This window comes from Rhabdobacter roseus, from assembly GCF_014202275.1.
Classification (GTDB): domain Bacteria; phylum Bacteroidota; class Bacteroidia; order Cytophagales; family Spirosomataceae; genus Rhabdobacter; species Rhabdobacter roseus.
Genome location: NZ_JACHGF010000006.1, coordinates 239,704 through 265,504, shown reverse-complemented (window position 1 = coordinate 265,504; position 25,801 = coordinate 239,704). Strand labels below are relative to the sequence as shown.

At 55.9% G+C, this 25,801-nt stretch carries 20 protein-coding genes; 11 read left to right on the top strand and 9 right to left on the bottom strand.

Annotated elements, in window-relative coordinates; genetic code table 11:
- Positions 1-72: 72 nt before the first annotated feature.
- The 3 genes from HNQ92_RS18975 to HNQ92_RS18965 form a co-directional block, all read right to left on the bottom strand.
- Positions 73-525: an HYC_CC_PP family protein gene (locus HNQ92_RS18975; protein WP_184176147.1), complete on the bottom strand. Its 453-nt coding sequence runs from the start codon at positions 523-525 to the stop codon at positions 73-75.
- A gap of 97 nt (positions 526-622) precedes the next feature.
- The gene (locus HNQ92_RS18970) at positions 623-832 is read right to left on the bottom strand and encodes a heavy-metal-associated domain-containing protein (protein ID WP_184176234.1); all 210 of its coding nucleotides are present in this window, start codon (positions 830-832) and stop codon (positions 623-625) included.
- A 124-nt stretch (positions 833-956) separates the two neighbouring features.
- On the bottom strand, positions 957-3,257 hold the full coding sequence (locus HNQ92_RS18965) for a heavy metal translocating P-type ATPase (RefSeq protein WP_184176145.1): 2,301 nt from the start codon (positions 3,255-3,257) through the stop codon (positions 957-959).
- Between the two features lie 243 nt (positions 3,258-3,500).
- On the opposite strand from HNQ92_RS18965, the gene HNQ92_RS18960 reads away from it, so the two are divergent.
- The 5 genes from HNQ92_RS18960 (at position 3,501) to HNQ92_RS18940 (ending at position 11,038) form a co-directional block, all read left to right on the top strand.
- On the top strand, positions 3,501-4,718 hold the full coding sequence (locus HNQ92_RS18960) for an ABC transporter permease (protein ID WP_184176143.1): 1,218 nt from the start codon (positions 3,501-3,503) through the stop codon (positions 4,716-4,718).
- Positions 4,719-4,777: 59 nt separating this feature from the next.
- Entirely contained in the window at positions 4,778-5,875 is a 1,098-nt protein-coding gene (locus HNQ92_RS18955) for a lactonase family protein (RefSeq protein WP_184176141.1), read from the top strand.
- Between the two features lie 166 nt (positions 5,876-6,041).
- Positions 6,042-8,615 carry a cation-translocating P-type ATPase gene (locus HNQ92_RS18950; protein ID WP_184176139.1) on the top strand — a complete coding sequence of 858 codons (2,574 nt, stop codon included), beginning with the start codon at positions 6,042-6,044 and terminating at the stop codon, positions 8,613-8,615.
- 130 nt (positions 8,616-8,745) lie between these two features.
- Complete coding sequence (locus HNQ92_RS18945) at positions 8,746-10,050, top strand: aminotransferase class V-fold PLP-dependent enzyme (protein WP_184176137.1); 1,305 nt, start codon at positions 8,746-8,748, stop codon at positions 10,048-10,050.
- A 118-nt stretch (positions 10,051-10,168) separates the two neighbouring features.
- Positions 10,169-11,038, top strand: a complete 870-nt coding sequence (locus HNQ92_RS18940; protein ID WP_184176135.1) for a sensor histidine kinase — start codon at positions 10,169-10,171, stop codon at positions 11,036-11,038.
- A 6-nt stretch (positions 11,039-11,044) separates the two neighbouring features.
- Here the strand turns inward: HNQ92_RS18940 and radA are convergent, their stop codons facing one another.
- Complete coding sequence (gene radA, locus HNQ92_RS18935; protein ID WP_184176134.1) at positions 11,045-12,412, bottom strand: DNA repair protein RadA; 1,368 nt, start codon at positions 12,410-12,412, stop codon at positions 11,045-11,047.
- A 211-nt stretch (positions 12,413-12,623) separates the two neighbouring features.
- Here radA and HNQ92_RS18930 point away from each other — a divergent pair, with 211 nt between their 5' ends.
- Positions 12,624-13,343: a porin family protein gene (locus HNQ92_RS18930; protein ID WP_184176132.1), complete on the top strand. Its 720-nt coding sequence runs from the start codon at positions 12,624-12,626 to the stop codon at positions 13,341-13,343.
- 237 nt (positions 13,344-13,580) lie between these two features.
- On the opposite strand, the gene HNQ92_RS18925 is transcribed toward HNQ92_RS18930, so the two are convergent.
- On the bottom strand, positions 13,581-13,985 hold the full coding sequence (locus tag HNQ92_RS18925; RefSeq protein WP_184176130.1) for a LytR/AlgR family response regulator transcription factor: 405 nt from the start codon (positions 13,983-13,985) through the stop codon (positions 13,581-13,583).
- A gap of 333 nt (positions 13,986-14,318) precedes the next feature.
- On the opposite strand from HNQ92_RS18925, the gene pheS reads away from it, so the two are divergent.
- Together pheS and HNQ92_RS18915 are read left to right on the top strand one after the other, a co-directional pair.
- On the top strand, positions 14,319-15,365 hold the full coding sequence (gene pheS, locus HNQ92_RS18920) for a phenylalanine--tRNA ligase subunit alpha (RefSeq protein ID WP_221307488.1): 1,047 nt from the start codon (positions 14,319-14,321) through the stop codon (positions 15,363-15,365).
- Between the two features lie 235 nt (positions 15,366-15,600).
- Positions 15,601-17,091: an outer membrane protein assembly factor BamB family protein gene (locus HNQ92_RS18915; protein ID WP_184176229.1), complete on the top strand. Its 1,491-nt coding sequence runs from the start codon at positions 15,601-15,603 to the stop codon at positions 17,089-17,091.
- A 68-nt stretch (positions 17,092-17,159) separates the two neighbouring features.
- Here the strand turns inward: HNQ92_RS18915 and HNQ92_RS18910 are convergent, their stop codons facing one another.
- Positions 17,160-17,891 carry an esterase family protein gene (locus tag HNQ92_RS18910; protein WP_184176128.1) on the bottom strand — a complete coding sequence of 244 codons (732 nt, stop codon included), beginning with the start codon at positions 17,889-17,891 and terminating at the stop codon, positions 17,160-17,162.
- A 527-nt stretch (positions 17,892-18,418) separates the two neighbouring features.
- Here HNQ92_RS18910 and clpB point away from each other — a divergent pair.
- Complete coding sequence (gene clpB, locus HNQ92_RS18905) at positions 18,419-21,025, top strand: ATP-dependent chaperone ClpB (protein ID WP_184176126.1); 2,607 nt, start codon at positions 18,419-18,421, stop codon at positions 21,023-21,025.
- Positions 21,026-21,078: 53 nt separating this feature from the next.
- Here the strand turns inward: clpB and HNQ92_RS18900 are convergent, their stop codons facing one another.
- Together HNQ92_RS18900 and HNQ92_RS18895 are read right to left on the bottom strand one after the other, a co-directional pair.
- Positions 21,079-21,510 carry a CHRD domain-containing protein gene (locus HNQ92_RS18900; protein WP_184176124.1) on the bottom strand — a complete coding sequence of 144 codons (432 nt, stop codon included), beginning with the start codon at positions 21,508-21,510 and terminating at the stop codon, positions 21,079-21,081.
- Positions 21,511-21,720: 210 nt separating this feature from the next.
- The gene (locus HNQ92_RS18895) at positions 21,721-22,209 is read right to left on the bottom strand and encodes a CHRD domain-containing protein (protein ID WP_184176122.1); all 489 of its coding nucleotides are present in this window, start codon (positions 22,207-22,209) and stop codon (positions 21,721-21,723) included.
- Positions 22,210-22,716: 507 nt separating this feature from the next.
- Here HNQ92_RS18895 and HNQ92_RS18890 point away from each other — a divergent pair.
- Both HNQ92_RS18890 and HNQ92_RS18885 read left to right on the top strand, forming a co-directional pair.
- A complete protein-coding gene (locus HNQ92_RS18890; protein WP_184176120.1) occupies positions 22,717-23,280 on the top strand; it encodes a type 1 glutamine amidotransferase domain-containing protein in 564 nt (187 codons plus the stop codon).
- 213 nt (positions 23,281-23,493) lie between these two features.
- Positions 23,494-24,078, top strand: a complete 585-nt coding sequence (locus HNQ92_RS18885) for a type 1 glutamine amidotransferase domain-containing protein (RefSeq protein ID WP_184176118.1) — start codon at positions 23,494-23,496, stop codon at positions 24,076-24,078.
- A 36-nt stretch (positions 24,079-24,114) separates the two neighbouring features.
- Here HNQ92_RS18885 and HNQ92_RS18880 read toward each other — a convergent pair whose 3' ends face one another.
- Positions 24,115-25,800, bottom strand: coding sequence for an ATP-binding protein (locus HNQ92_RS18880; RefSeq protein WP_184176116.1), 1,686 nt, complete (start codon positions 25,798-25,800; stop codon positions 24,115-24,117).
- Between the last annotated feature and the right edge of the window lies 1 nt (position 25,801).

The window sequence follows — 25,801 nt, the reverse complement described above, 5'->3', positions numbered from 1 at the left end:
AGTAAAAGCCGGGGCGCTGGCCATCCCGGGCGGGATTAGCCTAAAGTACCTCAGCCAACCAGTGCTAACGATCTAAATCAGGAAGGATTGAACGAACGACAGCATACTGCGCCCGTGAAGTAAGGAAGAAAAGGAAACCGCGACGGACGAACTACCCGAAGCCGGAAGCAGCCAGCCTACCAGCGTCAGTACTACCGCTTTCACGGCCGCAAACACTGCTTCAGCAAAGGCTTTGAGGAGCTTGGCCAGCAGCTGCGAAAACGAAGACACCACGTCTACCTTCTGGTAGCTTTGGTCGTCTTTGCAGCAAGCGGCTTTCTGAAGAGTAGGTTGTTGGGAAGCAGAAGCGGCCACCTGGCTTTTGGAAACGCAGTGCTTGCAGCTATCGCCTTTACCAATCGTGACAAACTGCGTAGACTTACCGCGCATCATACAGTGATGCTCCACCAGCCCCACGCCGGTGCTGGTTAGCAGCACCACGCAGGTCATAAGTACCGTCAAGCATCTGTAGATAGCCGTTTTCATAACAGTTCAAAAGTAGGCAATAACCGCGGTAAGCGCAAGTATTTCAACCCGTTTGTTTTTGTAAAGAGTACATCTGATGGCGTTGTCCACCAGGCACCTAGCTCACGGGCTCGGCCGTATAGCCGGCCTGGTTCACCACGGCCCGCACCGCCTCGGCCGGTTGTTCGGTTTGTACCGTCAGGGTGCGGTCGGGATTTTGCAGGTCAACCTCCCAGCCTTCAATGCCTTCGGCGGCGTCCAGAAAGGGTTTTACGGTGGCTACGCAGCCGCCACATTTAATATTGGTTTTAAATTTCAGCGTTTTCATGGTCATGTTTTTTTATTAAAATATAGGTACCTGAAGTACCGGGACAAAGTACGGGAATTTATTCAGGGGCATTATTACACAATTTTTGCTTAGGGTTATAGAATTTTCGATTGCGCGGACCAGGTTACAGCTTCAGGCCGCGCAGCCGCAGGCTGTTGGTCACGACTGATACGGAGCTCAGGGCCATGGCTGCTCCGGCGATCATGGGGTTGAGCAGGAAGCCGTTGAGCGGATAAAGTACCCCCGCCGCGATGGGAATGCCGATGAGGTTGTAGATAAATGCCCAGAACAGGTTTTGCCGAATGGTCGTCACCGTGCGGCGCGAGAGCCGCAGCGCCTGGGGCAGGGCCAGGAGGTCGGAGGTCATGAGGGTCATTTTGGCCACGTCCATCGCGATGTCGGAGCCTTGGCCCATTGCCACGCTGAGGTCGGCCTGGGCCAGCGCCTGCGAGTCGTTGATGCCGTCGCCCACCATGGCCACTACCTTTCCCTGCTGCTGGAGCTGCTGCACAAACTGCATTTTGTCGTCGGGCTTCACCTCGGCCTGATAGTGCCGGATACCCACCTGCTGCGCCACGGCGGCGGCGGTTTGGGGGTTGTCGCCGGTGAGCATGTACACCTCAATGCCGTTTTTCTGCAAGGTACCTACGGCCTCTGCGGAGGTACTTTTGAGCCGGTCGGCGATGGCAATCAGGGCTATTTGTTCCTGCTGCCACCCTACTCCGATCACCGTTTCGGCCCGTTGGCGGTGTGCCTCGGCCGCTTTTTGCAAATCAGGATCTAATAGAATCCCTTCTTTTTCAAGAAAAGAAGGCGTACCGATCAGGTAGCGCTCGCCGCGCACCTGCGCCACAACCCCACGGCCCGTCACCGACCGAAAATCGGAAATATCGCCCTCGGGTGCCGCTTCGTGCAGGTACCTCACCACGGCCTGCGCCAGGGGGTGCTCCGAGCGGGCTTCTACGGCCCGGATCGCCGCCGCGTGCGCGGAGGTACTTTCCAGGCCCGTCTGCCAGTGCCAGGCCGTCACCTGCGGGTGCCCTTCGGTAAGGGTACCCGTTTTGTCCAGAATCACGGCGTCTACTTCGTAGGCTTTTTCCAGGCTTTCGGCGTCGCGGATCAGGATGTGGTGCTCGGCCCCCTTGCCTACCCCTACCATGATGGCCGTGGGCGTAGCCAGCCCCAGCGCGCACGGACAGGCAATCACCAGCACCGACACCGAGGCCAACAGCGCGTGCGTAAGGGCATTCTCGCCCCCTACCAGCAGCCAAATTACGAAGGTGAGTACCGCGATGCCAAGTACCACGGGCACGAAGATCCCGGCGATTTTGTCCACCAGGCGCTGCACGGGTGCTTTGCTGCCCTGCGCGTCCTGCACCGTGCGGATGATCTGCGCCAGCACGGTACTTTTCCCGACCTTCTCGGCCACAAACCGAAAACTACCCTGCTGGTTGAGAGTACCTGCGTACACCCGCGCGCCGGGCTGCTTCTCGGCGGGCATGGGCTCGCCCGTCATCAGGCTTTCGTCCACGTAGGAGCTGCCGCTTACCACCCGGCCGTCGACGGGGATTTTCTCGCCCGCCCGTATCACCACTTCGTCGCCCCGAAGTACCTCTTTGACGGGTACCTCGCGCTCCTGTCCGTCGCGGAGTATGCGCACGGTTTTGGGTTGCAGGCCCATGAGCTTTTTGAGGGCCGAGGAGGTGTTGGTTTTGGCGCGTTCTTCCAATAATTTTCCCAAAAGAATAAAGAAAATAATGGCCGCGGCGGCCTCAAAGTACACGTGCGGCTCCAGGCCCCGCCGCAGCCAAAACGCGGGATAAAACGTATTGAAGGCGCTGAACAAAAAGGCAATGCCCGTACTGAGCGCCACCAGGGTATCCATGTTGGCCCGCCCGTGGCGCACCTGCTTCCAGGCATTCACGAAAAAATCCTGACCAAAAACAACCAGTACGGGTAGCGTCAGCGCCAGCATGAGGTAGTTTACGTACGAAGTACCCCCATGCCCGGACATGTCCGACATGCTATCCATGAAGGCCATGCCGAGTACGACAACCGGCAGCGCCAGCGCTCCGGCCCAGAGGGTACGTTTCTTGAGTTGTTGGTAATGTGCCTGCTGGATTTTTTCCTGCTCCTCGGCGGCTTCGTCTTCCTCCTCGGCCAGGATCAGCCCGTAGCCCATGCCCCGAAGTACCTCGTCGAGCTCGGGCAGCGTCACGACACCGGGCTGGTACGCCACCGTGGCCGACTGGTTGGCGTAGTTGACCCCGGCCTCAAGTACCCCTTCGGTATGCTTCAGCATGGACTCCACGCTGGCGGCGCAGGCCGCGCAGCTCATGCCCGTCACGGGCAGCGTGAGGCGGCGGGCTTCCGGCGAGGCTTCCTGGTGCCGGGTCTTTTTTTGTTCTATTATAGTCTCTTTCATGATCTTCGGTTCCTACCTTTTTACGAACACAAAGGTACCGGGCTTGCGTTCGGGAAGCGTTACAGAATTTGGGCCGGGCGTTGTAAGGTTTTGCTTTTTACAATTGAATTAAAAACGGGCTTTGCCAAGGGTACTTCCCCCCCTTCAGCCCGCTTAGCGTACGTTTATCCCAAGTCCGTAGGAAATGTGCCTGCGAATGAATATCATAGCCGTCTCGTTCACACGCCTACCGACTCGATTCCTATGCTCAAAAAAACCTTACTTTCCTTTGCCCTGGCGGCCCAGACCATCCGCACGCGCTTTTTCCATACGGTGCTGTCGGTGCTGGGCATCGTCATCGGCGTGGCGGCGCTGGTCTCGACCCTCTCGCTGATCGACGGCCTGGAAGAATACGCCAACGAACAGATCAGCCAGACGACCTCCCTGAAGGCCATCGCGATTTACACCAAACCCTTCAAAACCATCAACAACGTGCGGGTACCCAAGGAAAACTTTGCCATGCTGAGTCCCGCCCAGATCAACCAGCTGCACGCGTCGCTGAGCCAGCCCAGCCAGCCCTACATGGTGGTGAGCCAGGGCAACGAGGTAACCATGCCGGGCGATACGCAGCGGATCGGGGCGATGATCAGCGGCACGCTACCTACCTTGCAGCCCAACACCAAGCTCACGCAGGGACGTACCTTCACGGCGGAGGAGCTGACCGCCCAAAAGCCGGTGGCGCTGGTGAATGAGAGCTTTCTTCGGCAGCGTAAAAGTACCTCCCCGCCGCTGGGGCAAACGATCCGGACGCCGCAGGGCGAGCTTACCATCGTGGGGGTCGTGGCCTCCGACACCACCCGGCCCGCGCAGGTATTCATGCCCGCCTCGCTCTACCCGCTGGAGCAGCTCCGGAGCCTGCGCGTCGACTACGCCTTCGAGGCCGGGCAGGTGGAGCAAGTACCCCTACTTAAGAAAGAAATGCAGGATTGGTTGAAGAAAAATAGTCCGCAGGGCGGGGAAGATTTCGAGATCGTCACGAACGAGTTTCGGGTCGAGCAGGCAGCCCAGGGGTTTCTGGTGTTTCGGATCATCATGGGCTTCATCGTGGGGCTCTCGGTGCTGGTGGGTGGCATCGGGGTCATGAACGTACTCCTGATTTCGGTCACCGAACGTACCTCCGAGATCGGCGTGCGTAAGGCCGTGGGGGCCAAAAAGCGGGACATTCTGCTGCAATTTTTGTCGGAGTCCATCACGGTATCTACCTTTGGGAGCCTCATGGGGCTCGTGCTGGGTGTGCTGGCTACGATGGCCTTTGTACCCATCGTCAAAACCTTCGCCAAAGTACCTTTTCAGGCCGCTTATACGCTGAATACCTTCCTGATCATCAGCGTTATTGCGGTACTCATCGGGGTTATTTTTGGTACCTACCCCGCCCTGCGCGCCGCCAACCTGGACCCCATCGAGGCCATCCGGCGGGAGTAGAAAGTACCCCCTGGCCCGGTTTTAAGTAGGTATTCTTTAATCAAATGAATTGGTCTATCATGAAAAAAGTACTTTCCATGGCTTTGTTGGCGAGTTTGGCTTTTACCTTTCCCCAAAAAGATACCCTGCTTTTCTACGTAGGTGCCCAGGGGCCCAACGCGGCCATAACGCTCTGCGAGCTCAACCTCGCCACGGGTGCCATCACAACCAAAAGTACCTTCTCTGAGCTCAAAGGACCGGGGTACCTGAGCCTTGCGCCCGACCAGAAAACGCTCTACGCCGTCACGCAGGACGACAAGATCAATGCGCTCGCCGTCGGGCCCAACGGCGAGCTGAAGTACCTCAACAGCCAGTCGTCAGAGGGCCGCAACCCCTGCCACGTGTCGGTACACCCCACGGGCAAAATGGCCTTTCTGGCCAACTACACCGGCGGTAGCATGGCCGCCTACCCCGTGCAGAAAGACGGTACTTTAGCGCCCGCTTCGGCGACCAACCAGTTCAGCGGCAAAGGCCCCAACCCGCAGCGGCAGGAAGGTCCGCACGCCCACTGCGCCCTAAGTACCCCCAACGGCAAGTACCTCTACGTGTCGGACCTGGGTACCGACCGCCTCATGAACTACGTCGTGGACGCCGGTAAAGCGCAGCTTTCGGCCAATCCGGCGCAGGGGTACTTTTCGGTGAAGGCGGGCGCTGGGCCGCGTCACATGGTACTTCACGGTTCGGGCAAGTACCTTTTCCTGCTCAACGAGCTCGATGCCACGCTGGTATCGTGCCGGATCAGCGACCAGGGGGTACTTTCGGAAATTCAAACGGTGAATACCCTCCCGGCGGACTTCAAAGGGGCCAACAAGAGCGCGGCCATCCGGCTGCACCCCAACGGCAAGTACGTGTACGCGTCGAACCGGGGCTATAATGGCATTACGGCCTACCGCATCGGGACCGACGGCCGCCTGGAGCAGGTCGATACCCAAACGCAGGGCATTGATACGCCGCGCGATTTTAACGTAGACCCCACCGGCAAGTACCTGCTGGTAGCCAACCAGGAAACCAACGACCTGGTGGTATATGACATCGATGCCCAAACCGGTACCCTGCGCTTCCGGCAGAAGGGGCCTACCGTGGCGGGACCTACCTGCATTGTTTTTAAGGATAAATAACCTATTTTGAAGGTACTTTTCCAGCAGCCTCCCGGTTTCTAAAACAAGGGAGGCTTTTTGGTAGTATAGTACGTATCTTACCAGGAGCTAAGACTCGGATTTTTTCAAAAACGCCTCCTGCACCTCTTGCAGATCACTTCAACTCGACTAGCACCGACCCCAACTCATGAATTGGCATCAATCCGAAACCGACGCAGTACTTTCCGAGCTCAACACCCAAACCCAAGGCCTCAGCGCCGACGAAGCCCAGAAGCGGCTGGACGAACACGGTAAAAACGAACTGACGGCCACCGATGGGAAGTCGGTCTGGAAGCTCATCGTGGGGCAATTCACCAACGTCATGATTCTGATTCTGATGGTGGCGGCGGGCGTATCATACGCCGTGGGGGAAATCAGCGATGCCATCATCATCCTGGTCATTGTGGTCCTGAACGCGCTCATCGGGTTTGTGCAGGAATACCGCGCCGAAAAGGCCCTGGAAGCCCTCAAAAACATGTCGGCCCCGCAGGCTACCGTGCGGCGCGACGGCCGCGAAACCCAGGTAGAAGCCCTGGAGCTGGTACCCGGCGATGTGGTACTTTTGGAAGCCGGTAACCTCGTACCCGCCGACCTGCGGCTGTACGACGTAGCGTCGCTGAAGGTAGAAGAAGCGTCGCTGACCGGCGAATCGGAGGCGGTAGAAAAGCAGGCAGGTACGTTGAGGGACGAAGATCCGCCCCTGGGCGATCGCCTCAACATGGCCTACAAGAATACCATTGTGAAGCACGGACGGGCCGAGGGCGTGGTAGTAGCCACGGGCATGAACACCGAAATGGGGCGCATCGCCCAGCTGCTGCAAGGCGAAGAAAGCCAGACGCCCCTGCAGAAGCGCCTCGCCAAGTTTGGCAAGCAGCTTTCCGTGGCGGTACTGATCATCTGCGGACTGCTCTACGGCGTGGGTATTTTGCGGGGCGAAGAACCCCTCCGGATGCTGCTGACGGCCATCTCGCTGGCGGTGGCGGCCATTCCGGAAGCCCTACCGGCGGTGATTACCATTGCGCTGGCACTGGGTGCCAAGCGCATGGTGGAGCAGGAGGCGCTGATCCGGCAGCTCCCGGCGGTGGAGACGCTGGGCTCGGTGACCTACATTTGCTCCGACAAAACCGGGACCATTACCCAAAACCGCATGACCGTGCAGGAAACCTGGCAGCCCGAGGCCGTGGAGGTACCCGCCGGGCTGGACCTCCCCGCCGACCAGCTGCTGCTGCTGGCCATGAGCCTGAACCAGGACGTGAAGCAGGAAGAAAACGGCAAGTACCTGGGCGACCCCACGGAGATAGCGCTGGTGGATTATGTACAAAAACAGGAAGGCTATCAGGAAGACTGGCCAAGTACCTACCCCCGGAAGCAAGAACTCCCCTTCGACTCCGACCGCAAACGCATGACGACCTTCCACCAGTTTGGCGACAAGTACCTCATGATCACCAAGGGAGCGGCCGAAGCCCTGGCTACGGTCATCGACCAGGAGCCGGAGCCGATGCTGGAAAAAGCCGAAACGCTGGCCGCCGAAGGCAAGCGGGTGATTGCGTACAGCTACCAACTCCTCGATACTCTTCCCGAAGAATTGTCGGAAGAGCTCGAAACGGGCCTGACGTTTCTGGGGCTGGTGGCCATGATCGACCCGCCCCGCGAGGAAATACCCCAGGCCATCGAAGACTGCTTCCGGGCGGGCATTACGCCCGTGATGATCACCGGTGACCACCCGGCTACGGCCCGCGCCATCGCGTCGCAGGTGGGCATTATCCGTTCCGACGATGACCAGGTACTGACCGGTGCCGAGCTCGGTAAGCTTTCGCCCGAAGCCTTTGAACAAGAAGTAGAGTCCATCAAGGTATACGCGCGGGTATCGCCCGAGCAAAAACTCAACATCATCGATGCGCTCCAGAAAAAGGGTCACTACGTGGCCATGACCGGTGACGGCGTCAACGATGCCCCGGCGCTAAAAAAAGCCAACATCGGCGTGGCGATGGGTATTACGGGTACCGACGTCACCAAGGAAGCTTCGCACATGATCCTGCTCGACGACAACTTCGCCACCATCATCAAGGCCGTGCGCGAAGGCCGACGCATTTTTGACAACATCAGCAAGTTTATCAAGTACACCCTCACCAGCAATACCGGCGAGATCTGGACGCTCTTCCTGGCCCCGCTTTTTGGGTACCCCATTCCGCTGCTACCCATTCACATTCTGTGGGTCAACCTGGTGACGGACGGCCTGCCCGGCCTGGCGCTGGCCGCCGAGCCCGTCGAAAAAAATACCATGAGCCGCCCCCCGCACGATCCCGGCGAGGGGATTTTCACCCGGCCGCTGATCATCCACATCGCGTGGGTGGGCCTGCTGATGGGCGTTATCTGCTTGCTGACGCAGGCCTATGCCCTGGGCCAGGACAACGAAGGCTGGCAAACGATGGTCTTTACGGTACTTTGCCTCAGCCAGATGGGCCACGCGCTGGCCATTCGGAGCAACCGCCGCTCGCTCTTTGCGCAGGGGCTATTCAGCAACCCGCAGCTGGTGGGGGCCATTGGTACTACACTGGTGCTGCAGCTGGCGGTTATTTATGTACCTTTTTTACAAGAACTGTTTCATACCCGGGCGCTCAGCCTGCCCGAACTCGGCGGCTGCGTGGCCGTATCCAGCCTGGTATTTTGGGGAGTAGAGGTCGAAAAATGGGTGAAGCGGCGTAGCTCCAAGTCGGCCTAGAAAGCGAAAAGTACCCCGCGGGCGGAGAAGCAAACATTTAAAAGCGTCATACGTTTTGCGCCAAAGTTAATTTTGCGTAAACTTGAAGCATGGCCGCCTTTATTTGTTAAAATTCTCTTTCTACCAAATCATGAATTCACGTCGTACGTTCCTGCGCCAGCTGGGTGGTGCTACTACCGGAGCCCTGGCTCTGCCCGCTTTTCTCGAAACCGCCCGCGCCGAAAGCTTCGTCCAGCACAACCAGCGCCTGCATGGACTTTCGCCCCAGCAAGCCGCAACCGACGAAGACTACTGGGGCTGGATCAAAAACGAGTACACGGTATCGCCCAACCTGCTCAACTTCAACAACGGCGGCGTGTGCCCGCAGCCCAAAGCCGTGCAGGACGCGCACATTCGGTTTTATCAGTATTGCAACGAAGCCCCCAGCTACTACATGTGGCGGGTACTGGACCAGGGGCGCGAGGCGCTGCGCGAAAAACTGGCCGAGCTGGCGGGCTGCGAGGCCGAAGAGCTGGCCATCAACCGCAACGCCACCGAAGGGCTGAACACCATCATTCTGGGGCTGAACCTCAAACCCGGCGACGAGGTAGTGGTATCCAAGCAGGACTACCCCAACATGCTCAACGCCTGGCGGCAGCGCGAAAAACGCGACGGTATCAAGCTCGTGTGGATCAACCTGGACCTACCCCGCGAAGACGACCCCTACTTCGTCGAAAAGTACGTGAGCGCCTTTACACCCCGCACCAAAGTGGTACACATTACGCACCTGGTCAACTGGATCGGGCAGGTGACGCCCGTGCGCAAAATCGCCGACGAAGCCCACCAACGCGGCATCGAGGTACTGGTGGACGGCGCCCATACCTTTGCGCACCTCGATTTCAAGATTCCCGACCTGGGCTGCGACTACTTCGCCACCAGCCTGCACAAATGGCTCTGCGCTCCCTTTGGCAGCGGCATGATGTACGTCAAAAAAAACAAGATCAAAGACGTGTGGGCGCTGCTATCCAGTCCCGAGCCCGACGGGCCCGACATCCGTAAGTTTGAAAGCCTGGGTACCCGCTCCTTTGCTTCCGAAATGGCCATTGGCACGGCCGTTGACTTCCACAACGGCATCGGTAGTGCCCGCAAGTTTGCCCGGCTGCACCACCTCCAGCGCTACTGGACCGACCAGGCCCAGCAGATTCCGGGCGTAAAGATTCACACGCCCAAAGACGCCCAGTACAGCGGGGCCATCGCACTGGTGTCGGTGGAGGGCCTCAAACCTTCAGAGGTTGATAGCGGTTTATTCGCCAAAAAGATCCACGCCGTAGGTATTGTCTGGGAAAACATCAGCGGTGTCCGCGTGACTCCTCACGTCTATACGAGTCTTAAAGACCTGGACCGCCTCCTGAATACCCTGGATGGCATTGCCAGGGCGGCCCGCACTAAAAGTTGAAAAGTAGCTGGGTCGTTGTAAGGCGTGCTGGTAAAAAAAGGTTCTGTTTTAATTATAATCCCTAATTACTTTACTTTTGTAGCAAGTTTACTCACGTTATATACGCATTGCCGCTCTAATGAAGAAAAAAAGAGCCCGGTGGGGGTTCATCGGATTAGGTACATTGGCCCTGCTTTGTGCTACGATCCTCTCCACCAGTTTTGCCGAATCTTTCGGGCCGGATGCGCAAATCTGGTGGACCGGCTTTTTATTTGGAGGGCTTTTTACTTCCATTGCGGGCATGGTAGGGCTGGGCTGGTACACACTGGAAATGAATGACTCATCCCGCGACCAGATGGACTTCATGTACAAAATGACGCACGAGCTCCAGACGCCCGTGTCGAGCATCCGGCTGGCGGCCGACATGCTGGTGGTGCCCGCCGTGGTAAGTACCCCCGAGCGGCTGCAAAAGTACGTCAGGATCATTAAGGAAGAAGGGCAAAGGATGCAGTCACACGTGGAGAATGTCCTCAACATTGCCAAGGCTGAGAGCAAGTCGCTTTGCCTGAATCTGGAGGCTACCCCGCTCAACGACCTGGTACACAGCGTCGCCGAGCGCTACCACGGGAGCATCCAGGCCGACTGCCGCGCCCAGGAACCCCTGGTAGCGGCCGACCGCCTGCACTTCACCAACGTCCTGCACAATTTATTTGAAAATGCCATCAAGTACTCCAAAGGTACCCCCAGGGTACGCGTAAAAACCTACGACCGGGCCGATACCTACGTGGTGGCCGTGCAGGACGAGGGCATCGGGATTCCGAAGGAGGAGCAGCGCCGGATCTTTCAGAAGTTTTACCGCGCCCCCGGTACCAACGGCAGCGTGAAGGGTTTTGGACTAGGCCTGAGCTACGTGCAGCAAATTGCGCAGGCTCACCACTGGGCACTGGAGCTGGAAAGCGAGGTGGGGAAAGGCAGCGAGTTCCGGCTCATCATTCCCAAAATGACGTAGGGTACTTTACACCAGCAGTTCCGCAAAGATTTCGTCCAGCCGCGCCACGGGTGAGATCTTGATCCGGTATTCGTCCAGGTGTAGGCCTTTGGTGTTGTACTTCGAGACGTAGATGCGCTTAAAACCCAGCTTCTCGGCCTCCGCAATCCGGCTTTCGATGCGGTTGACGGCCCGCACTTCCCCGCCCAGCCCTACCTCCGCCGCAAAGCAGATCGAGTCCGGAATGGCGATGTCTTCGTAAGATGACACGATGGAGGTCACTACGGCCAGGTCAATGGCCGGGTCTTCTACCTTGAGGCCTCCGGCTACGTTCAGGAATACATCCTGAATGCCCAGCCTGAAGCCGCCGCGCTTTTCCAGCACGGCCAGGAGCATCTGCAGTCGTTTGCTGTCGAAGCCCGTGCTGCTCCGCTGCGGAGTACCGTAGTTGGCCACGCTCACCAGCGACTGGATCTCGATCTTGAGCGGCCGGTTGCCTTCCATCATGGAGCCGATTGCGATGCCGCTCAGGGGTTCGTCGCGCTGCGAAATCAGAATCTCCGAAGGGTTGGTCACCTGCCGCAGACCGGTACCCAGCATTTCGTAAATACCCAGCTCGGAGGTACTTCCGAAGCGGTTCTTGACGGTGCGCAGTATCCGGTAGGTGGTGTGGCGGTCGCCCTCGAACTGAAGTACCGTATCCACCATGTGCTCAAGTACCTTGGGGCCCGCCAGCGAGCCGTCTTTGGTAATGTGGCCAATGAGGAAAACGGGTACCCCCGACTCCTTGGCGTACTTCATCACCTCGGCCGTGCACTGCCGTACCTGCGACACGCTCCCGGCCGCCGACTCGATCAGCGGCGACTGCATGGTCTGGATCGAATCCAGGATCAGGACGTCGGGCTGGAACTCCTCTACCTGCTTGAACACGTTTTGGGTGGAGGTCTCCGTCAGGATAAAACAGTGCTGACTCTTGGTTTCCAGCCGCTCGGCCCGCATCTTAATCTGCTGTTCCGACTCCTCGCCCGACACGTAAAGTACCCGTTTATCGCTCAGCGTAAGGGCGATCTGCAGCATGAGTGTGGATTTGCCAATGCCCGGCTCACCACCAATCAGCACCAGCGAGCCCTGCACAATCCCACCGCCCAGTACGCGGTTGAGTTCCTGGTCGACTGTCCGGATGCGAGGTTCCTCTTCGTACTGTATTTCGGCAATGGCTTTGGGGCGGCTAGCCAGGCTAACCGACTTCCACACCACCGGATTTTTTTTATCTTCTTTCTCAACGATCTCTTCTACGAAGGTATTCCATTCGCCGCAGGAGGGGCATTTTCCCAGCCATTTGGGCGAATTGTGGCCGCATTCCTGACAGAAATAGGCAGTTTTGGCTTTAGCCATAGGGGTATATTCCTTTTCGGTTGTCCTGATGAGGATGGTACGGTACTTGTAGTATTTAATGAAAAGTACCCTCGCTTGGGTAAAAGTACCACCGCTAGCAAAAGTACCGCCCTTTTTAACACCCTATACGAAAAAAAGGTGCCGCCGTGTACCGGAGAAAAATGAGCATTCGTTATTGAACCAATCATTCTTTAATCAACATCAGAAAGCCATGAAAAATACCTTGCGTGTAGCCCTGGGGCTCGCTCTTTACGGTTTAGCCCTAAGTACCTCCTACGGCCAGTCGAAAGGCTTCGCCTTTGGGCTGAAGGGTGGAGTCAACCTCTCCAAGCTCTCGATGGGCGATGTACTTACCACCCGCTACGACAATAACGGGAATCCCTATTTGAACTACAACGGCCAGGAAGTACGCGACAACCTCCGCGAAAGCTACGACAGCCGGACGGGCTTTTCGGGCGGAGTGTACGCCCGCTTTGGCCGCCACCTCTTTGTGCAGCCGGAGGTACTTGTATCGACCAAAGGGGGTACTTTTGATATTATTCAGAACAACAACGACGCGCCGATTACCCAAAAAGTAAACGTACGCTACAGCAGCATCGACGTCCCGATCCTGATCGGGCTCAAGGGCGGACCGTTCCGGATCAACGCCGGGCCCATGGCTTCGTTCCGGATCGGAGACGACCAGCGGCTCCGCGACGCCTTCCGCTACTATACTTCGGGGAGCATCAACGACGCGCTGTCGCAGGCTGTGTACGGCTACCAGCTGGGCGCGGGGCTGGACATCCTGGGCGTGAGCGTGGACGTGCGCCGCGAAGGTACCTTCACCGACCTGGCCACCTTCCGGGTGAATAATACCCAGCTGGGCGGATCGAGCACCGTACGTCAAAAGCTGAACTCGTGGCAGGTTACGCTCGGCTTCAAGATTATTTAAGAGCACGAATCCCTCCCTTGAAGAGCGTCTCTTTGGCAACAAAGGGGCGCTTCTTTTTTGGGGGGCAATGCTATTTTCTCTTCCCAAGGTACCTCGCAGCTAGCAGCCGTACTTTCGCGGCCAGCCAGGTACCTGGCCAAAAACAAAACGAGCAGCCATCGTACATTGCGATAGCTGCTGTTTGGCGATTTAACCCACTAAAAATGAAAAGTCTTGATGGCAATTACTGCCCTCCGATCACGCGCTTATCCGGTTCTCGAATCCATCGAGCACAGCGGCGATTTCTTTGATTTTGCGTCTGGAAACGATCACTTCTTTTCCGCAGGACATCCGGATCACCCGGTCGTCTTCCAGGCGCTCGGCGATGTAGTCGGTATTGATCATGTATGATTTGTGTACACGCAGAAAACTCTCGTCCAGTTGCTCCGTCAGGCTTTTTAGCGTGCGCGACACCAGGTAGCGCTTGCTCCGGCAAGTGTAGATGTAGGTGTAATTTCCTTCGCCCTGCAGGCAGGTGATTTCTTCGGGCGTAAGCCAGATCGTTTGACCTAGGAGGTGCACCGCGATGTCGGTATTTTTGAGCGACTTGGCGTAGCTAGGACTGGCACCCGCTTGGGCGGGGTAGCTGATGAGTGTTTCCATGAATGTAAAAGGTTCGTCGTATGTGAAATATTGATGTTCAAATTTAGCTGATTCAAGTACATAAATAAAGTAGGTAAAAGTACCTATTCTAGTATAAGTTACTATATATGAGCATTTTAAATTTATTTGCAAATCCAAAAAGCGTAAGGCCACTTACTAAAACACGTATTTTTACGTATTGCTTTAAAGAAAGCTTTCGTAGGGCTCCAATCCGGAATTCTACGTATAGGTACCCTTGAGATCACGTATAGGCCGATATACGGTATATACCAAATAACAGATCAGCCGTTGCCAAACTTTTTTATCTTTGCGCCAGAATAACCATACGAAGCGATGAGCATTACCGAGCGGGTAAAAGAATTAATTTCCGAAATAGAGAAAAGTACCCTTTCCAGCTCAGACGAGCTGGAGGCTTTCCGGATGCGGTACATCAGCCGCAAGGGCGCCGTTACGGAGCTCTTTGAGCAACTCAAAACGGTACCCCAGGAGGAGCGCCGGGCGGTGGGCCAGGAGCTCAATACCCTCAAGAATCTGGCGCAAAGTCGCTTCCAGGAATTTACGGCCCAACTGGAAGCCGCGGCAGCCAGTGAGGCTGCGGGCCCCGGCCTGGACCTGACGCTCCCCGTAGTACCCAACCCGTACGGGAGTATTCACCCGCTGACGCTGGTGCGCCGCCGCATCATCGAGATCTTCGAGCGCATGGGCTTCAACGTGGCCGACGGCCCCGAGATCGAAACGGACTGGTACAACTTCAGCGCCCTCAACTTTCCCGACAACCACCCGGCCCGCGAAATGCAGGATACGTTTTTTATCGAAAAAAGTACCGGGGCCGTGCAGGATGACGTGCTGCTGCGCACGCACACCTCCAACGTGCAGACCCGCCTCATGGAGCACGGAAAGCCGCCCTTCCGCTCTATCATGCCGGGGCGGGTGTTTCGCAACGAGGCCATTTCGGCGCGGGCACACTGCGTGTTTCACCAGGTAGAGGGGCTGTACGTGGATAAAAACGTGAGCTTCAAAGACCTGAAAGATACCCTCTACCACTTCGCCAAGGAGATGTTCGGGAAGGATTCGCGCATTCGGCTGCGTCCCTCCTACTTCCCCTTCACGGAGCCCAGCGCCGAGATCGACGTGACGTGCTTCATCTGCAAAGGCAAGGGCTGTAACGTCTGTAAACATACGGGCTGGGTAGAAATAGCCGGCTCGGGCATGGTAGACCCGCAGGTACTGCAAAACTGCGGCATTGACCCCGAGGAGTACACGGGCTTTGCCTTCGGCATGGGCATTGAGCGCATCACCATGCTGCGCTACGGCATCAAGGACCTCCGCCTCTTCACCGAAAACGACGTGCGCTTCCTGCGGCAGTTTGAGGGGGCCTGATCCTATTATTTTGATCTTGATTTTCTGAGCGGAGGTACCTTGAGATGCAGGTACCTCCGCTTTTTTTAGTTTGGAAGTACCTAATAAAAGGGCTATCACCGGGCCAGTCCCCGGCATGAAGGAAGGTAGGTACTGGGTGAGGTAATCGGTAAAATTTTCTAAAGGGTTTTGTACTTTTTTGAAGAAATAAGTAACTTAGGGTACTTGCTAGTCATCCTAAACCACACCATAATACATGAAGCTAGGAGCCATTCTACTCAGACTTCGTAAAAAACAACGCCTATCCCAAGCCGAAGTAGCCGATTACATGGGCGTCAGCCAAAGTACCTACTGCGCCTGGGAGAGTGAATATTCATCCTGCCAGGTACCTTTTCCCTGCTCGTCTGCTCTCGCCAACCTTACCTGGCCAGGTACTTATCTGAAGGTACTTCTTACGGTACTGTTAATAAGCTACGTCTCTCTAAGCTGTCAGCAGCCCGACCACTCCCTGATCGTCAACGAGCAGGGGGTGGTTACCCGTCTGCCCCATCTATGGAAGTCCTCCATCAGCCTGGATGGTGGCTTTACTACCACCATGCACGCCCGGCACATCTACCAGCAGCGCTACCTGCTCACCGCCCAGCGCACGGCTCCCCTCCCCACGGCTGACAACCTCTGCTTCAAGGACCTCGAAACCGGACAGAACCACTGGGTCTGGAGCGACCGCTTCCAACCCAACGAAGGAGCCACGATATTCCAGTATAGTATCTACGCCCACCAGAACCTACTGCTCTACAACTACGGCCCCCGCGCCTACTGCATCGACCAGGAAACCGGACAAACCCGCTGGCGCAAGCAGTGGCCCCTGGGCATTAGCCGCGTCATCACCACCACCGGCTACGGCCCCCACTTCTACTTCACGGGTACCCCCGCCGAGCTGCGCCAGCAAGACCGCCTTGAGGAGTATGTCTACCAGGGCGATATGCTCACCGGCGAGATCCGCCCCCTGGCCAAGCTGGCTACCCTGCCCGGGCAGGTTATTCACGACCCCAGCGGGGTCGACCTGCACGCCATCGGCCACCACCTTTCGGTCTTCACCCACCAAAGCGATACCCTGCTGCTGGTCAGCTACAGCCTGCCCGACCCCCGCCCCGAATTTGCGGCGGACCTATCGGGGTACCTGAGTCTGTATAACCTTAGCCAGCGCCACTGGGTTTACGAGCAGAAGCCGCTGGTTAACCAGGATGAATCGGGCGTGGGCGGCTCTGCTGTTATCCAAGGAGATAAAGTGTTTTTCCAGATCCTTCGCTGGGTAGGTTGCTTCGATCTATTCACCGGCCAGCGCCGGTGGATGCAACGCGTTACCCCCGCTGGCTTCATCAGTGACCTAATCCTGGTGGAAGGCAAACTGCTGGCTAACGGCATGAATGCTACCCTTTACTGCCTCGACCCACAGACGGGAAACGTCCTGTGGACTCAGAAATCCAGCGGTATCGCCAGCCGCCTGCACTACCAGGATGGGGTCGTATACTACATCGCCAGTCAAGATCTGCTGGCCGTGGAAGTAGCTACCGGTAAGCTGCTGTGGCAGCTCCAATGCCCGGATGTCTACACCGAAAACCAGCCCCAATCCTGGTTTATGGGCTTTGTAACGGGCCTGCCCGCCCAGGGCAGCCAGAAGGGCCGCATCTTCGCCAGCACCAATCTGAACGTGTATTGCTTTGAGGCCGCTAGTGTGGGGAAGTAAAAGGGGTACTTGATCAGCCGAGGTGAGGCAAGTACCCCGGCTGATCAAGTACCCGCCAGCAGGTACTTTCAGAACCGCGTTTCCAGGTAGTAGGGCAGCATCCGGTGCCATACCCACCACTCGTGCGGCATATCCGCCCCCCAGATGTCGAGCTCGTGGGGTACATTTTTGGACGTCAGGATGGCCGACAGGTGCCGCGCCGAATCAGGATCTTCGTAGGCCCCTGCCCCCGACACCAGGTGGATGTTGCGAGACTCGCGGTACAGGTTCAGGTGCCACTCGGCCTTCAGGTTGGGGAGGTAGTGAATCGGCGAATTGAAGTAGACGTTGTCGTCAAAGTACCCCTGGGTGTAGGCCGTCAGGTCATAGCAGCCGCTGAGGGCCAGCAGCCCGTTGATGTAGTCGGGGTACTTAAAGAACAGATTGGCGGCGTGCAGTGCGCCAAAGGAAGCACCCGAGGCAATGATGGGCGTAGTGGGGCTGGTACTTTCCTTGATAAACGGGCACACTTCCTTGATCACGTACTCGTTGAACTGCTGGTGCCGCGTCGCCTTATCGTAGCCGTGCATGTGCGGATTCAGCCAGCTCTCGTCGTTGATACTTCCAATACAAAATACCTTTACTTTTCCGGACTCAATAAACGGACGGATGCTTTCGATCAATCCGTGGCGCTCGTATTCCAGGTAGTCGGAGGCGGCGGTCGGGATCATTAACAGCCCAAACCCGTAGTGCCCATACACAGCTACCTCCATGTTCTTATGGAGCGAAGGGCTGTACCAGCTCATTAGTTGGCGATTCATGATCGAAAAGGATTAAAGTTCATGTTCTAAGGTGCTGTTGCTTAGGTAAAAAGGCTTAATCAATAAATAAGATTCAGGTATACACTTCAAGGAGCCAGCGCGCGGGCTTCCTCCCCTCCCGTATTCTCTGTATAAAGATGAATTTCTTTTTTTAGACCCTTTATACAATTCATTTTTAATACTTGTTTTTCTTCTAAAAATTCAAGCCAAGCTGCACGTACCGCTTGCCAGGGGTACTTTGCCCGGCAATAAGTACCTTCATAACCCGGCCAGGTACCTACTTTGTTTACTGATTTTCCTCATAGCCCAGGTACCTTTTTATCCGCATTTTTGTTTTTAGTCAGGCCAGAAACCCTTGTGGAATTCACCCCCAAGGTACCTTGCCCCGAGGAGGTACCTGCTATGACGAATTGGCACGATAAAGTACCTTACACGATTCCTTTCGGTCAAAATTTCCGGTTTTGAGCTCGGGTACGTACTTTGATGGTATTCAGTTACTATACGTAATGCATGAACCACAAAACGCCATGAATTTTAACCAATATACCCTAAAAGCGCAGGAGGTGATCCAGCAGGCCGCACAGATCGCCCAGGGCAACCAGCAGCAGGCCGTAGAAACGGGACACGTGCTGAGGGCCATTTTACAGGAAGACGACAACACCTCGGGCTACCTCATGAAGCGGCTGGGCGTGAACCAGCTCCGCCTGGAACAGGCAACCGAAGCCATCGTAAACGGCTACCCGCGCGTGAGCGGCGGCCAGACGTACCTGGGCAGCGACTTGTCACAAACCCTGCAAAAAGCGCAGGGGTACCTGAAAGAATTTGGCGACGAGTACGTGAGCGTGGAGCTGCTCCTGCTGGGGCTGCTCAGCGGCAAGGATGCCGTAGCCCAGCTCATGAAAGACGCCGGGTTTAAGGAGAAAGAATTGAAGGAAGCCATCAAAGAACTTAGAGGAAAAAATAACCCCGTGAAAGACCAAAATGCCGAAGCCAAGTACCGCTCTCTGGAGCGCTACAGCAAAAACCTAAACGAGCTCGCTCAGGCGGGTAAAATCGACCCCGTGATCGGGCGCGACGAAGAGATTCGCCGGGTACTTCAGATCCTGAGTCGCCGTACCAAAAACAACCCTATCCTGCTGGGAGAACCGGGGGTTGGTAAAACGGCCATCGTGGAAGGTCTGGCCCAGCGGATTGTGCAGGGTGACGTACCCGAGCAGCTCAAAACCAAAATCATTGCTTCCCTGGACATGGGGCTGCTCATTGCGGGCGCCAAGTACAAGGGGGAGTTTGAGGAGCGCCTCAAGGCGGTGATCAAGGAAGTGACCGACTCCGACGGCGAGATCATTCTCTTCATCGACGAGATCCATACGCTCATCGGGGCCGGAGGAGGGGGCGAGAGCGCCATGGATGCCGCTAACCTCCTGAAACCCGCCCTGGCGCGCGGCGAGCTGCACGCCATTGGAGCCACCACGCTCAAAGAGTACCAAAAGTACATGGAGAAAGACAAAGCCCTGGAGCGCCGCTTCCAGGCGGTGATGGTAGACGAGCCCGACGTCCCCGATGCCATCAGTATCCTGCGGGGTATCAAAGACAAGTACGAACTGCACCACGGGGTGCGGATTCAGGACGACGCCGTCATTGCGGCCGTGGAGCTTTCCAACCGCTACATCACGGACCGCTTCCTGCCTGACAAGGCCATTGACCTCATGGACGAGGCGGCCTCCAAGCTCCGGCTGGAAATGGACAGCGTACCCGAAGAGCTCGACGAATTCAACCGCCGCATCATGCAGCTGGAAATTGAGCGGGAGGCCATTCGCCGCGAAAACAACAAGGAGAAAGAAACCCTGCTCAACCGGGAAATTGAGGACCTGAGCGAAGAACGCAATGCGCTTAAAGCCCAGTGGGAAAGTGAGAAAGGCATCGTGAACGAGATCCGGAGCCTGAAAGAAAGCCTCGACCAGCTGAAATTTGAAGCCGAACAGGCCGAACGCAGCGGCGACTTCGGCAAGGTAGCCGAGATCCGCTACGGACGCGTGCCGGAAGCCCAGAAAAAGCTGGAAGAACTCCAAAAGTCGGAAGGCGAACGCAAGCTGATGCAGGAAGAAATTACCGCCGAGGAAATAGCCGAGGTAGTAGCCAAGTGGACGGGTATTCCCGTGAGCAAAATGCTCCAGAGCGACCGCGAAAAACTCCTGCACCTGGAAGAGGAGCTGCACCGCCGCGTAGCCGGGCAAGACGAAGCCATTCAGGTGGTGTCTGACGCCGTTCGGCGGAGCCGGGCGGGCCTGCAGGACCCTCGCCGCCCCATCGGTAGTTTCCTGTTTCTGGGCTCGACGGGCGTCGGCAAAACGGAGCTCGCCAAGACGCTGGCGCAGTACCTCTTCAACGACGAAAACGCCATGGTGCGCATCGACATGAGTGAGTACCAGGAGCGCCACGCCGTGAGCCGCCTGGTGGGAGCGCCTCCGGGCTACGTGGGCTACGAAGAAGGCGGACAGCTGACCGAAGCCGTACGCCGCAAACCGTACAGCGTTATCCTGCTGGATGAGATCGAAAAGGCCCATCCCGACGTGTGGAATATCCTGCTACAGGTACTTGACGACGGCCGCCTCACCGACAACAAAGGACGCGTGGCCAACTTCAAGAACACGATCATCATCATGACGTCCAACATCGGCAGCCACATCATCCAGGAGAAATTTGCCGAAGACGAAGGCTGGAACCGCACCCTGATCGTAGAGGAAGCTAAGCAGGCAGTGCTGGATCTGCTCAAAGCCACGGTACGGCCGGAGTTCCTGAACCGGATCGACGAGATCGTACTCTTTGAGCCCCTGACGCAGAAGAACATTCGCAAGATCATCGAAATCCAGTTTAAGGGTATCCAGCGGATGCTCATGGAGCAGGGAATCACCCTCGACGCCAGCGAGGAGGCCCTCACCAAGCTGGGCGAAGAAGGCTTCGATCCGGCCTTCGGGGCACGACCGCTCAAACGGGTACTTCAGCGCCGCATCCTCAACGAGCTCTCCAAGCAAATCCTGAACGGGAGCATTGCCAAAGACTCCGTCATTATGATGGAGCTAGGCCCCGACGGAGAACTCCAGTTCGAGAACGTCAGCGGCGGCGTGGAGATTTAATATTTTTTGCTTAATGCGCTAAGGGGGTACCTGACCAAGTACCCCCTTTTTAGTTAAGGTGCTACGCCAAGTTGGCCGCGTATCTCACCCGCTCTGTACGTAGCGGAGTGTATATTCACGTAGTATAAGCCTGCCTTCAGGTCGGCCTCCTGCTCGGCGGTAAGCGTAGTCGAGTAGTTAAAGGGCGAGCTAAAGGCCGTTCCAAAGTCAAACAACACACTGCCATTGGTACCTGCTGCTGCTTTGTGAATATGCCAGGCTACCGGCGTAATACCCTGGTACGTCACCGTCAATTTGAGTTCCTTTGTCTCGTTGTTGAAGGTACCTTCTGCCTTACCCGTGGCCGTTGAGGTGTTGGCAGGTACTTCGGAGGCACCTGACAGCGTAGCCATCACTTTCACCTCCGGCGAAACCTCTTCTTTGTCTTTGCAGCCGCCCATCAGCAACCCTACCAGGGCGATTCCTACCAGTACATACGTTTTCATACTATTGAATGTTATTAGAGTTTATTTTTAAACCAGCTTGGTTTGCTCGTGTATACGTACTTTCTGAGCCGTAGGTTGCGTGGCCCCCGGAATTAAAATATGCTATGGCAGGTACTTGATTAAAAAGGGCTGCCCCGTTGTGGGAGCAGCCCTTTTTAAAGGTACTTTAATCAAACTTAAAGATTTAAATCTCAGTAACTTACCCTTAGATTACTCCACGCGTAATTGCCCCCGGATTTCTCCTTCCGGGTAGGCGGCGGTATGTACGTTCAGGTAGTAAAGGCCATCCAGCAAGTCACGTTCCTGCGCTTCGGTCAGGGTATCCGTGTACTGGTAAGGCGAGGAAAAGGTACTTCCCAAGTCAAACATAGACTCTCCCAGCTCGTTGGCGGCCGCTGATTTATAAATGTGCCAGCCGGTGGGCACAAAAGCCATCAGGCTGTCTCCCGTCAGGGTATCACCCACCATCATACTATCCTGGTAGGTTACGTTGAGCCGTAGGATGTTGGTGGCTTCGTTGTAATTACCATCCACCGCGCCCATAGCCGCCGAGGTATTGGTAGGCACGGCCGAGGTACCATTCAGCGTAGCGGTGACCCGCCGGTCGGGCGATATATCATCACCACCGTCGTTGTTGTCGTTGTTACAACCGCTGGCCAGCAGCATGACGCACACTCCCATCAATACGATCCTTCTCATAAGCGTTTTAGTGTTGAGTTTGTAAAATAAAAGATTGATTTAGAGCGCCAATCGCTAAAAAATAGTGCCTCTGGGGTGGGGAACGTACCTACCCTGGCCTACTCAGGCCTGCTTTTCCCGGCGGCGTAGGCAATTCCATTTGCCTAATAGTAAGACACTTACAGACAATACATTAGACCATTATACGTAATAAGTAACCAGCATATACGTACCCTAGCTTGTGCCCGGATAGCTAAGTACATTGACGAAAATTTCCCCAAAGAGACCATGGATGCCGCAATCTGGCTTAGGAAATGTTGGCCAGCGCGTCTTCTCTTATCCGAATAACTAACGGTCATGAAGATAGGCGCTTGTATAAATAAGTATACCTGCGTAGCCTACCCAACAGAGCGAGGAATTCCTGCCCGGTTTACCCACGTAAAAGGCCCGGCTATCCGCTTGGAATGTCGTTTTTACCCATGGGTTATCGTTGAAAATCAATCGAAAGCAATAAACAGAACGTGAGTTATGGAAACGAAGTTGAAAGAAAAAAAAGTAGCGATTCTGGCCACGAACGGCTTTGAACAGGTAGAATTGACCGAGCCTAAAAAAGCCCTGGAAGCCCAGGGAGCCGAAACCCATATCATTAGTCCCGAAAAAGGTACCATCAAGGGCTGGGATAAAACCGACTGGGGCGACTCTTTTCAGGTAGATAAAACGGTCGACGAAGTGACCTGCGAGCAGTATGATGCTTTGCTACTACCGGGCGGCGTGATGAACCCCGACAAGCTCCGCGCCGATAAAAAAGCGGTGCAATTCGTACGTGATTTCTTTGCGGCCGGCAAGCCCGTAGCGGCCATTTGCCACGGCCCACAGGTACTCATCGAGGCCGACGTGGTCCGGGGACGGAAGCTAACCTCGTATCCGTCGGTGAAGACGGACCTTAAAAACGCCGGTGCTCACTGGGTAGACGAAGAGGTAGTAACCGACCAGGGCCTGGTAACCAGCCGCAAGCCGGACGACATTCCGGCCTTCAACCGCAAAATGATCGAAGAGATTCGGGAGGGCGTTCACGAAGCCCAGCACGCTTAATATAACGTACTCCGTTAAGTACCGGGAGGCACTGCATTTATAAAGCATGCCTCCCGTTTTTCTATCCCTTTTGGTCAGCATGTGTAGCCAAAATGCTACGTAAAATTTCCCATTTTTTTACATTATATCTTCAAAAATTCCTCTTTTACCAGTGGTATACTTTTAGGTACCTTTCTTTTACTTTCCCAAAAATTCCTAACCCTTATACGTACCATGGAACTTAAATTAAATGGTCAAAAGGTGGCGATTCTGATCACCGATGGCTTTGAACAAGTGGAGATGACCGAGCCCCGCCTGGTATTGAATGAAAACGGGGCCGTAACACATATTGTATCGCCCGCTAGCATTGTGTCGCCTAGTAGCACGGTTGTGAAAGGCTGGAACAACGTAGACTGGGGCGAGATGTTCGAGATAGACGTACCTTTAGAGCACGCCCGGGCCGACTACTACGACGCCCTGCTGCTGCCCGGTGGAGTCATGAGCCTGAATCTGCTCCGGGAAAATACGCGGGCCGTGGAGTTTGTAAAGGCCTTTGCGGAAGCCGGCAAGCCCGTAGCGGCCATTTGTTACGGGCCCCAGATTCTTATCGACGCCGAAGTAGTGGGCGGACGGAAGCTGACGTCCTACCCGTCGCTAAGGAAAGATTTTGAAAATGCGGGAGCCAACTGGGTGGATCAGGATGTGGTGGTGGACAACGGGCTCCTGACCAGCCGTAAACCGGATGACCTACCGGCGTTTAGTCAAAAAATGATCGAGGAAATCCAGGAGGGCATACACAACAGGCCTGAGCACGCCTAGGGCATTCGCTCCCAAAGAGGTACTTAGGGAGTTTCGTTAAGAAAGCACCAGATTTAGTACCAGGAGCTGGTAGAGATGGCTCATCACGTAGGGTTTGGAAAGGAAGCCATTCATGCCGGAGTCTTGCACCAGCCGGGCGGTCTCCAGGCTATTGTCGCCGGAGAGCGCGATGATAGGTACCTGCAGCTCCGCTTCCCGAATCCGGCGACTGAGCTCAAAACCCGTCATGCCGGGCATTTGAAGATCCAGCAGAACAATATCGTACGCTTGGCTTAGGGCCGCTTCCAGCCCCTCAAAAGGCGAGGAAAAAGTAGCTACGTCCATGCCTTTTTTACGGAGGTTATGTCCCAGCAGTTTGAGGTTCATTTCGGTGTCATCCACCACCAGTACCTTATACCCGCTCAAATCCACTTCTTCCAAAGCCATCGCTTGCGTAGTAGCGGGCAGGGCTTTCCGCAGCGTGAGCTCAAACGAAAACGTGGTACCGACTCCGAGCTGGCTTTCTACCTGAATTTTACTGTCGTACAAGGCCAGTATCTTCTGGGTAATGGAAAGCCCCAGTCCGGTCCCGCCGAATTCGCGGTTGATGGCCGTAGAGGCCTGGGCAAATTCCTCAAAGATGGTACCGAGCGCATGAGCAGGAATACCAATGCCGGTGTCCGATACCCGAAGGAGCAGGGCCACTTCCGACGGGTTTTGCCGAAGTACCTTGGCCGATATAGTCACACGCCCGTTTTCGGTGAATTTTACGGCGTTGGAAAGCAAGTTGGTAACGACTTGCAGTAAACGCACCGGATCGCCCAGTACCTGCTCGGGTATGGATTCGTCGTAATGGCATTCCAGGGTATTATCCCGCTCGCGGGCCCGGTGCATATTGGCTCGCACCGAGTTTTCGAGCAGCTCGCGCAGGCTGAAGGGTATTTCTTCTAGCACCACTTTCCCGGCATCCAGCTTGTTGATGTCCAGGATGTCATTCACCAGCGCCAGGAGCGTTTCGCCCGAGAACTTAAGTACCTTCAGCGAAGGCAACTGATCGTCCCGTGGATCTTCTTCCAGCAGCAGCGTGGTATAGCCCAGTACCGCGTGCAACGGATTCCGGATTTCGTGGCTCATCACCGATAAAAACGCAGACTTGGCCTGGTCGGTCTCCTCAGCCTTTTGCTTGGCCAGGTGCAGCTCGTAATTCATCGCTACGAGCTTCAACTGTATTTCTTCCAGCTCTTTGGCTTTTTTACGTAGTTCGAACTGGCTGATTACCTGCTTGCTTAGCGCACGTAAAGCTTCTATTTGAGTGGGTGATAGCTCCCGGGGTACTTGGTCAATGACGCAGAGTGAGCCCAGCGCGTAGCCATCGTAGGTGACCAAAGGCACGCCCGCGTAAAAACGAACATAAGGAAAACCTATAGTATGGGGGTTATCGAAGAAGCGTTCGTCCTGAGCGGTATCCGGCACAATCATTACTTCCAATGGATTCAGGATGGCATGGGCGCAAAACGATTGCTCACGCGGCGTCTCGGGATCTTCTATGGGCCCCTGTTTAGCTTTAAACCACTGCCGGTCCTTATCCACCAACGAGATCAACGAAATGGTAGTCTGGCAAATCTCAGAGGCAATTCGGGTTATATCATCAAAATCCTGCTCGGGTAAGGTGTCCAGAATCTGGTACCCAAACAAAGCATTTAGTCTTTCTTCTTCGTTGGAGGGTAAATAGGCTGCTTTCATT

Bases quoted from the DNA above. Each gene is read 5' to 3' on its own strand.
- HNQ92_RS18930 (WP_184176132.1), top strand. From the start codon at position 12,624: ATGAAAAATACCTTGCGTGTAGCCCTGGGGCTCGCTCTTTACGGTTTA.
- HNQ92_RS18880 (WP_184176116.1), bottom strand. From the start codon at position 25,800: ATGAAAGCAGCCTATTTACCCTCCAACGAAGAAGAAAGACTAAATGCT.
- HNQ92_RS18960 (WP_184176143.1), top strand. From the start codon at position 3,501: ATGCTCAAAAAAACCTTACTTTCCTTTGCCCTGGCGGCCCAGACCATC.
- clpB (WP_184176126.1), top strand. From the start codon at position 18,419: ATGAATTTTAACCAATATACCCTAAAAGCGCAGGAGGTGATCCAGCAG.
- HNQ92_RS18940 (WP_184176135.1), top strand. From the start codon at position 10,169: ATGAAGAAAAAAAGAGCCCGGTGGGGGTTCATCGGATTAGGTACATTG.
- HNQ92_RS18955 (WP_184176141.1), top strand. From the start codon at position 4,778: ATGAAAAAAGTACTTTCCATGGCTTTGTTGGCGAGTTTGGCTTTTACC.
- HNQ92_RS18925 (WP_184176130.1), bottom strand. From the start codon at position 13,985: ATGGAAACACTCATCAGCTACCCCGCCCAAGCGGGTGCCAGTCCTAGC.
- HNQ92_RS18965 (WP_184176145.1), bottom strand. From the start codon at position 3,257: ATGAAAGAGACTATAATAGAACAAAAAAAGACCCGGCACCAGGAAGCC.
- HNQ92_RS18945 (WP_184176137.1), top strand. From the start codon at position 8,746: ATGAATTCACGTCGTACGTTCCTGCGCCAGCTGGGTGGTGCTACTACC.
- HNQ92_RS18890 (WP_184176120.1), top strand. From the start codon at position 22,717: ATGGAAACGAAGTTGAAAGAAAAAAAAGTAGCGATTCTGGCCACGAAC.
- radA (WP_184176134.1), bottom strand. From the start codon at position 12,412: ATGGCTAAAGCCAAAACTGCCTATTTCTGTCAGGAATGCGGCCACAAT.
- HNQ92_RS18885 (WP_184176118.1), top strand. From the start codon at position 23,494: ATGGAACTTAAATTAAATGGTCAAAAGGTGGCGATTCTGATCACCGAT.
- HNQ92_RS18975 (WP_184176147.1), bottom strand. From the start codon at position 525: ATGAAAACGGCTATCTACAGATGCTTGACGGTACTTATGACCTGCGTG.
- HNQ92_RS18915 (WP_184176229.1), top strand. From the start codon at position 15,601: ATGAAGCTAGGAGCCATTCTACTCAGACTTCGTAAAAAACAACGCCTA.
- HNQ92_RS18895 (WP_184176122.1), bottom strand. From the start codon at position 22,209: ATGAGAAGGATCGTATTGATGGGAGTGTGCGTCATGCTGCTGGCCAGC.
- pheS (WP_221307488.1), top strand. From the start codon at position 14,319: ATGAGCATTACCGAGCGGGTAAAAGAATTAATTTCCGAAATAGAGAAA.
- HNQ92_RS18950 (WP_184176139.1), top strand. From the start codon at position 6,042: ATGAATTGGCATCAATCCGAAACCGACGCAGTACTTTCCGAGCTCAAC.
- HNQ92_RS18910 (WP_184176128.1), bottom strand. From the start codon at position 17,891: ATGAATCGCCAACTAATGAGCTGGTACAGCCCTTCGCTCCATAAGAAC.
- HNQ92_RS18970 (WP_184176234.1), bottom strand. From the start codon at position 832: ATGAAAACGCTGAAATTTAAAACCAATATTAAATGTGGCGGCTGCGTA.
- HNQ92_RS18900 (WP_184176124.1), bottom strand. From the start codon at position 21,510: ATGAAAACGTATGTACTGGTAGGAATCGCCCTGGTAGGGTTGCTGATG.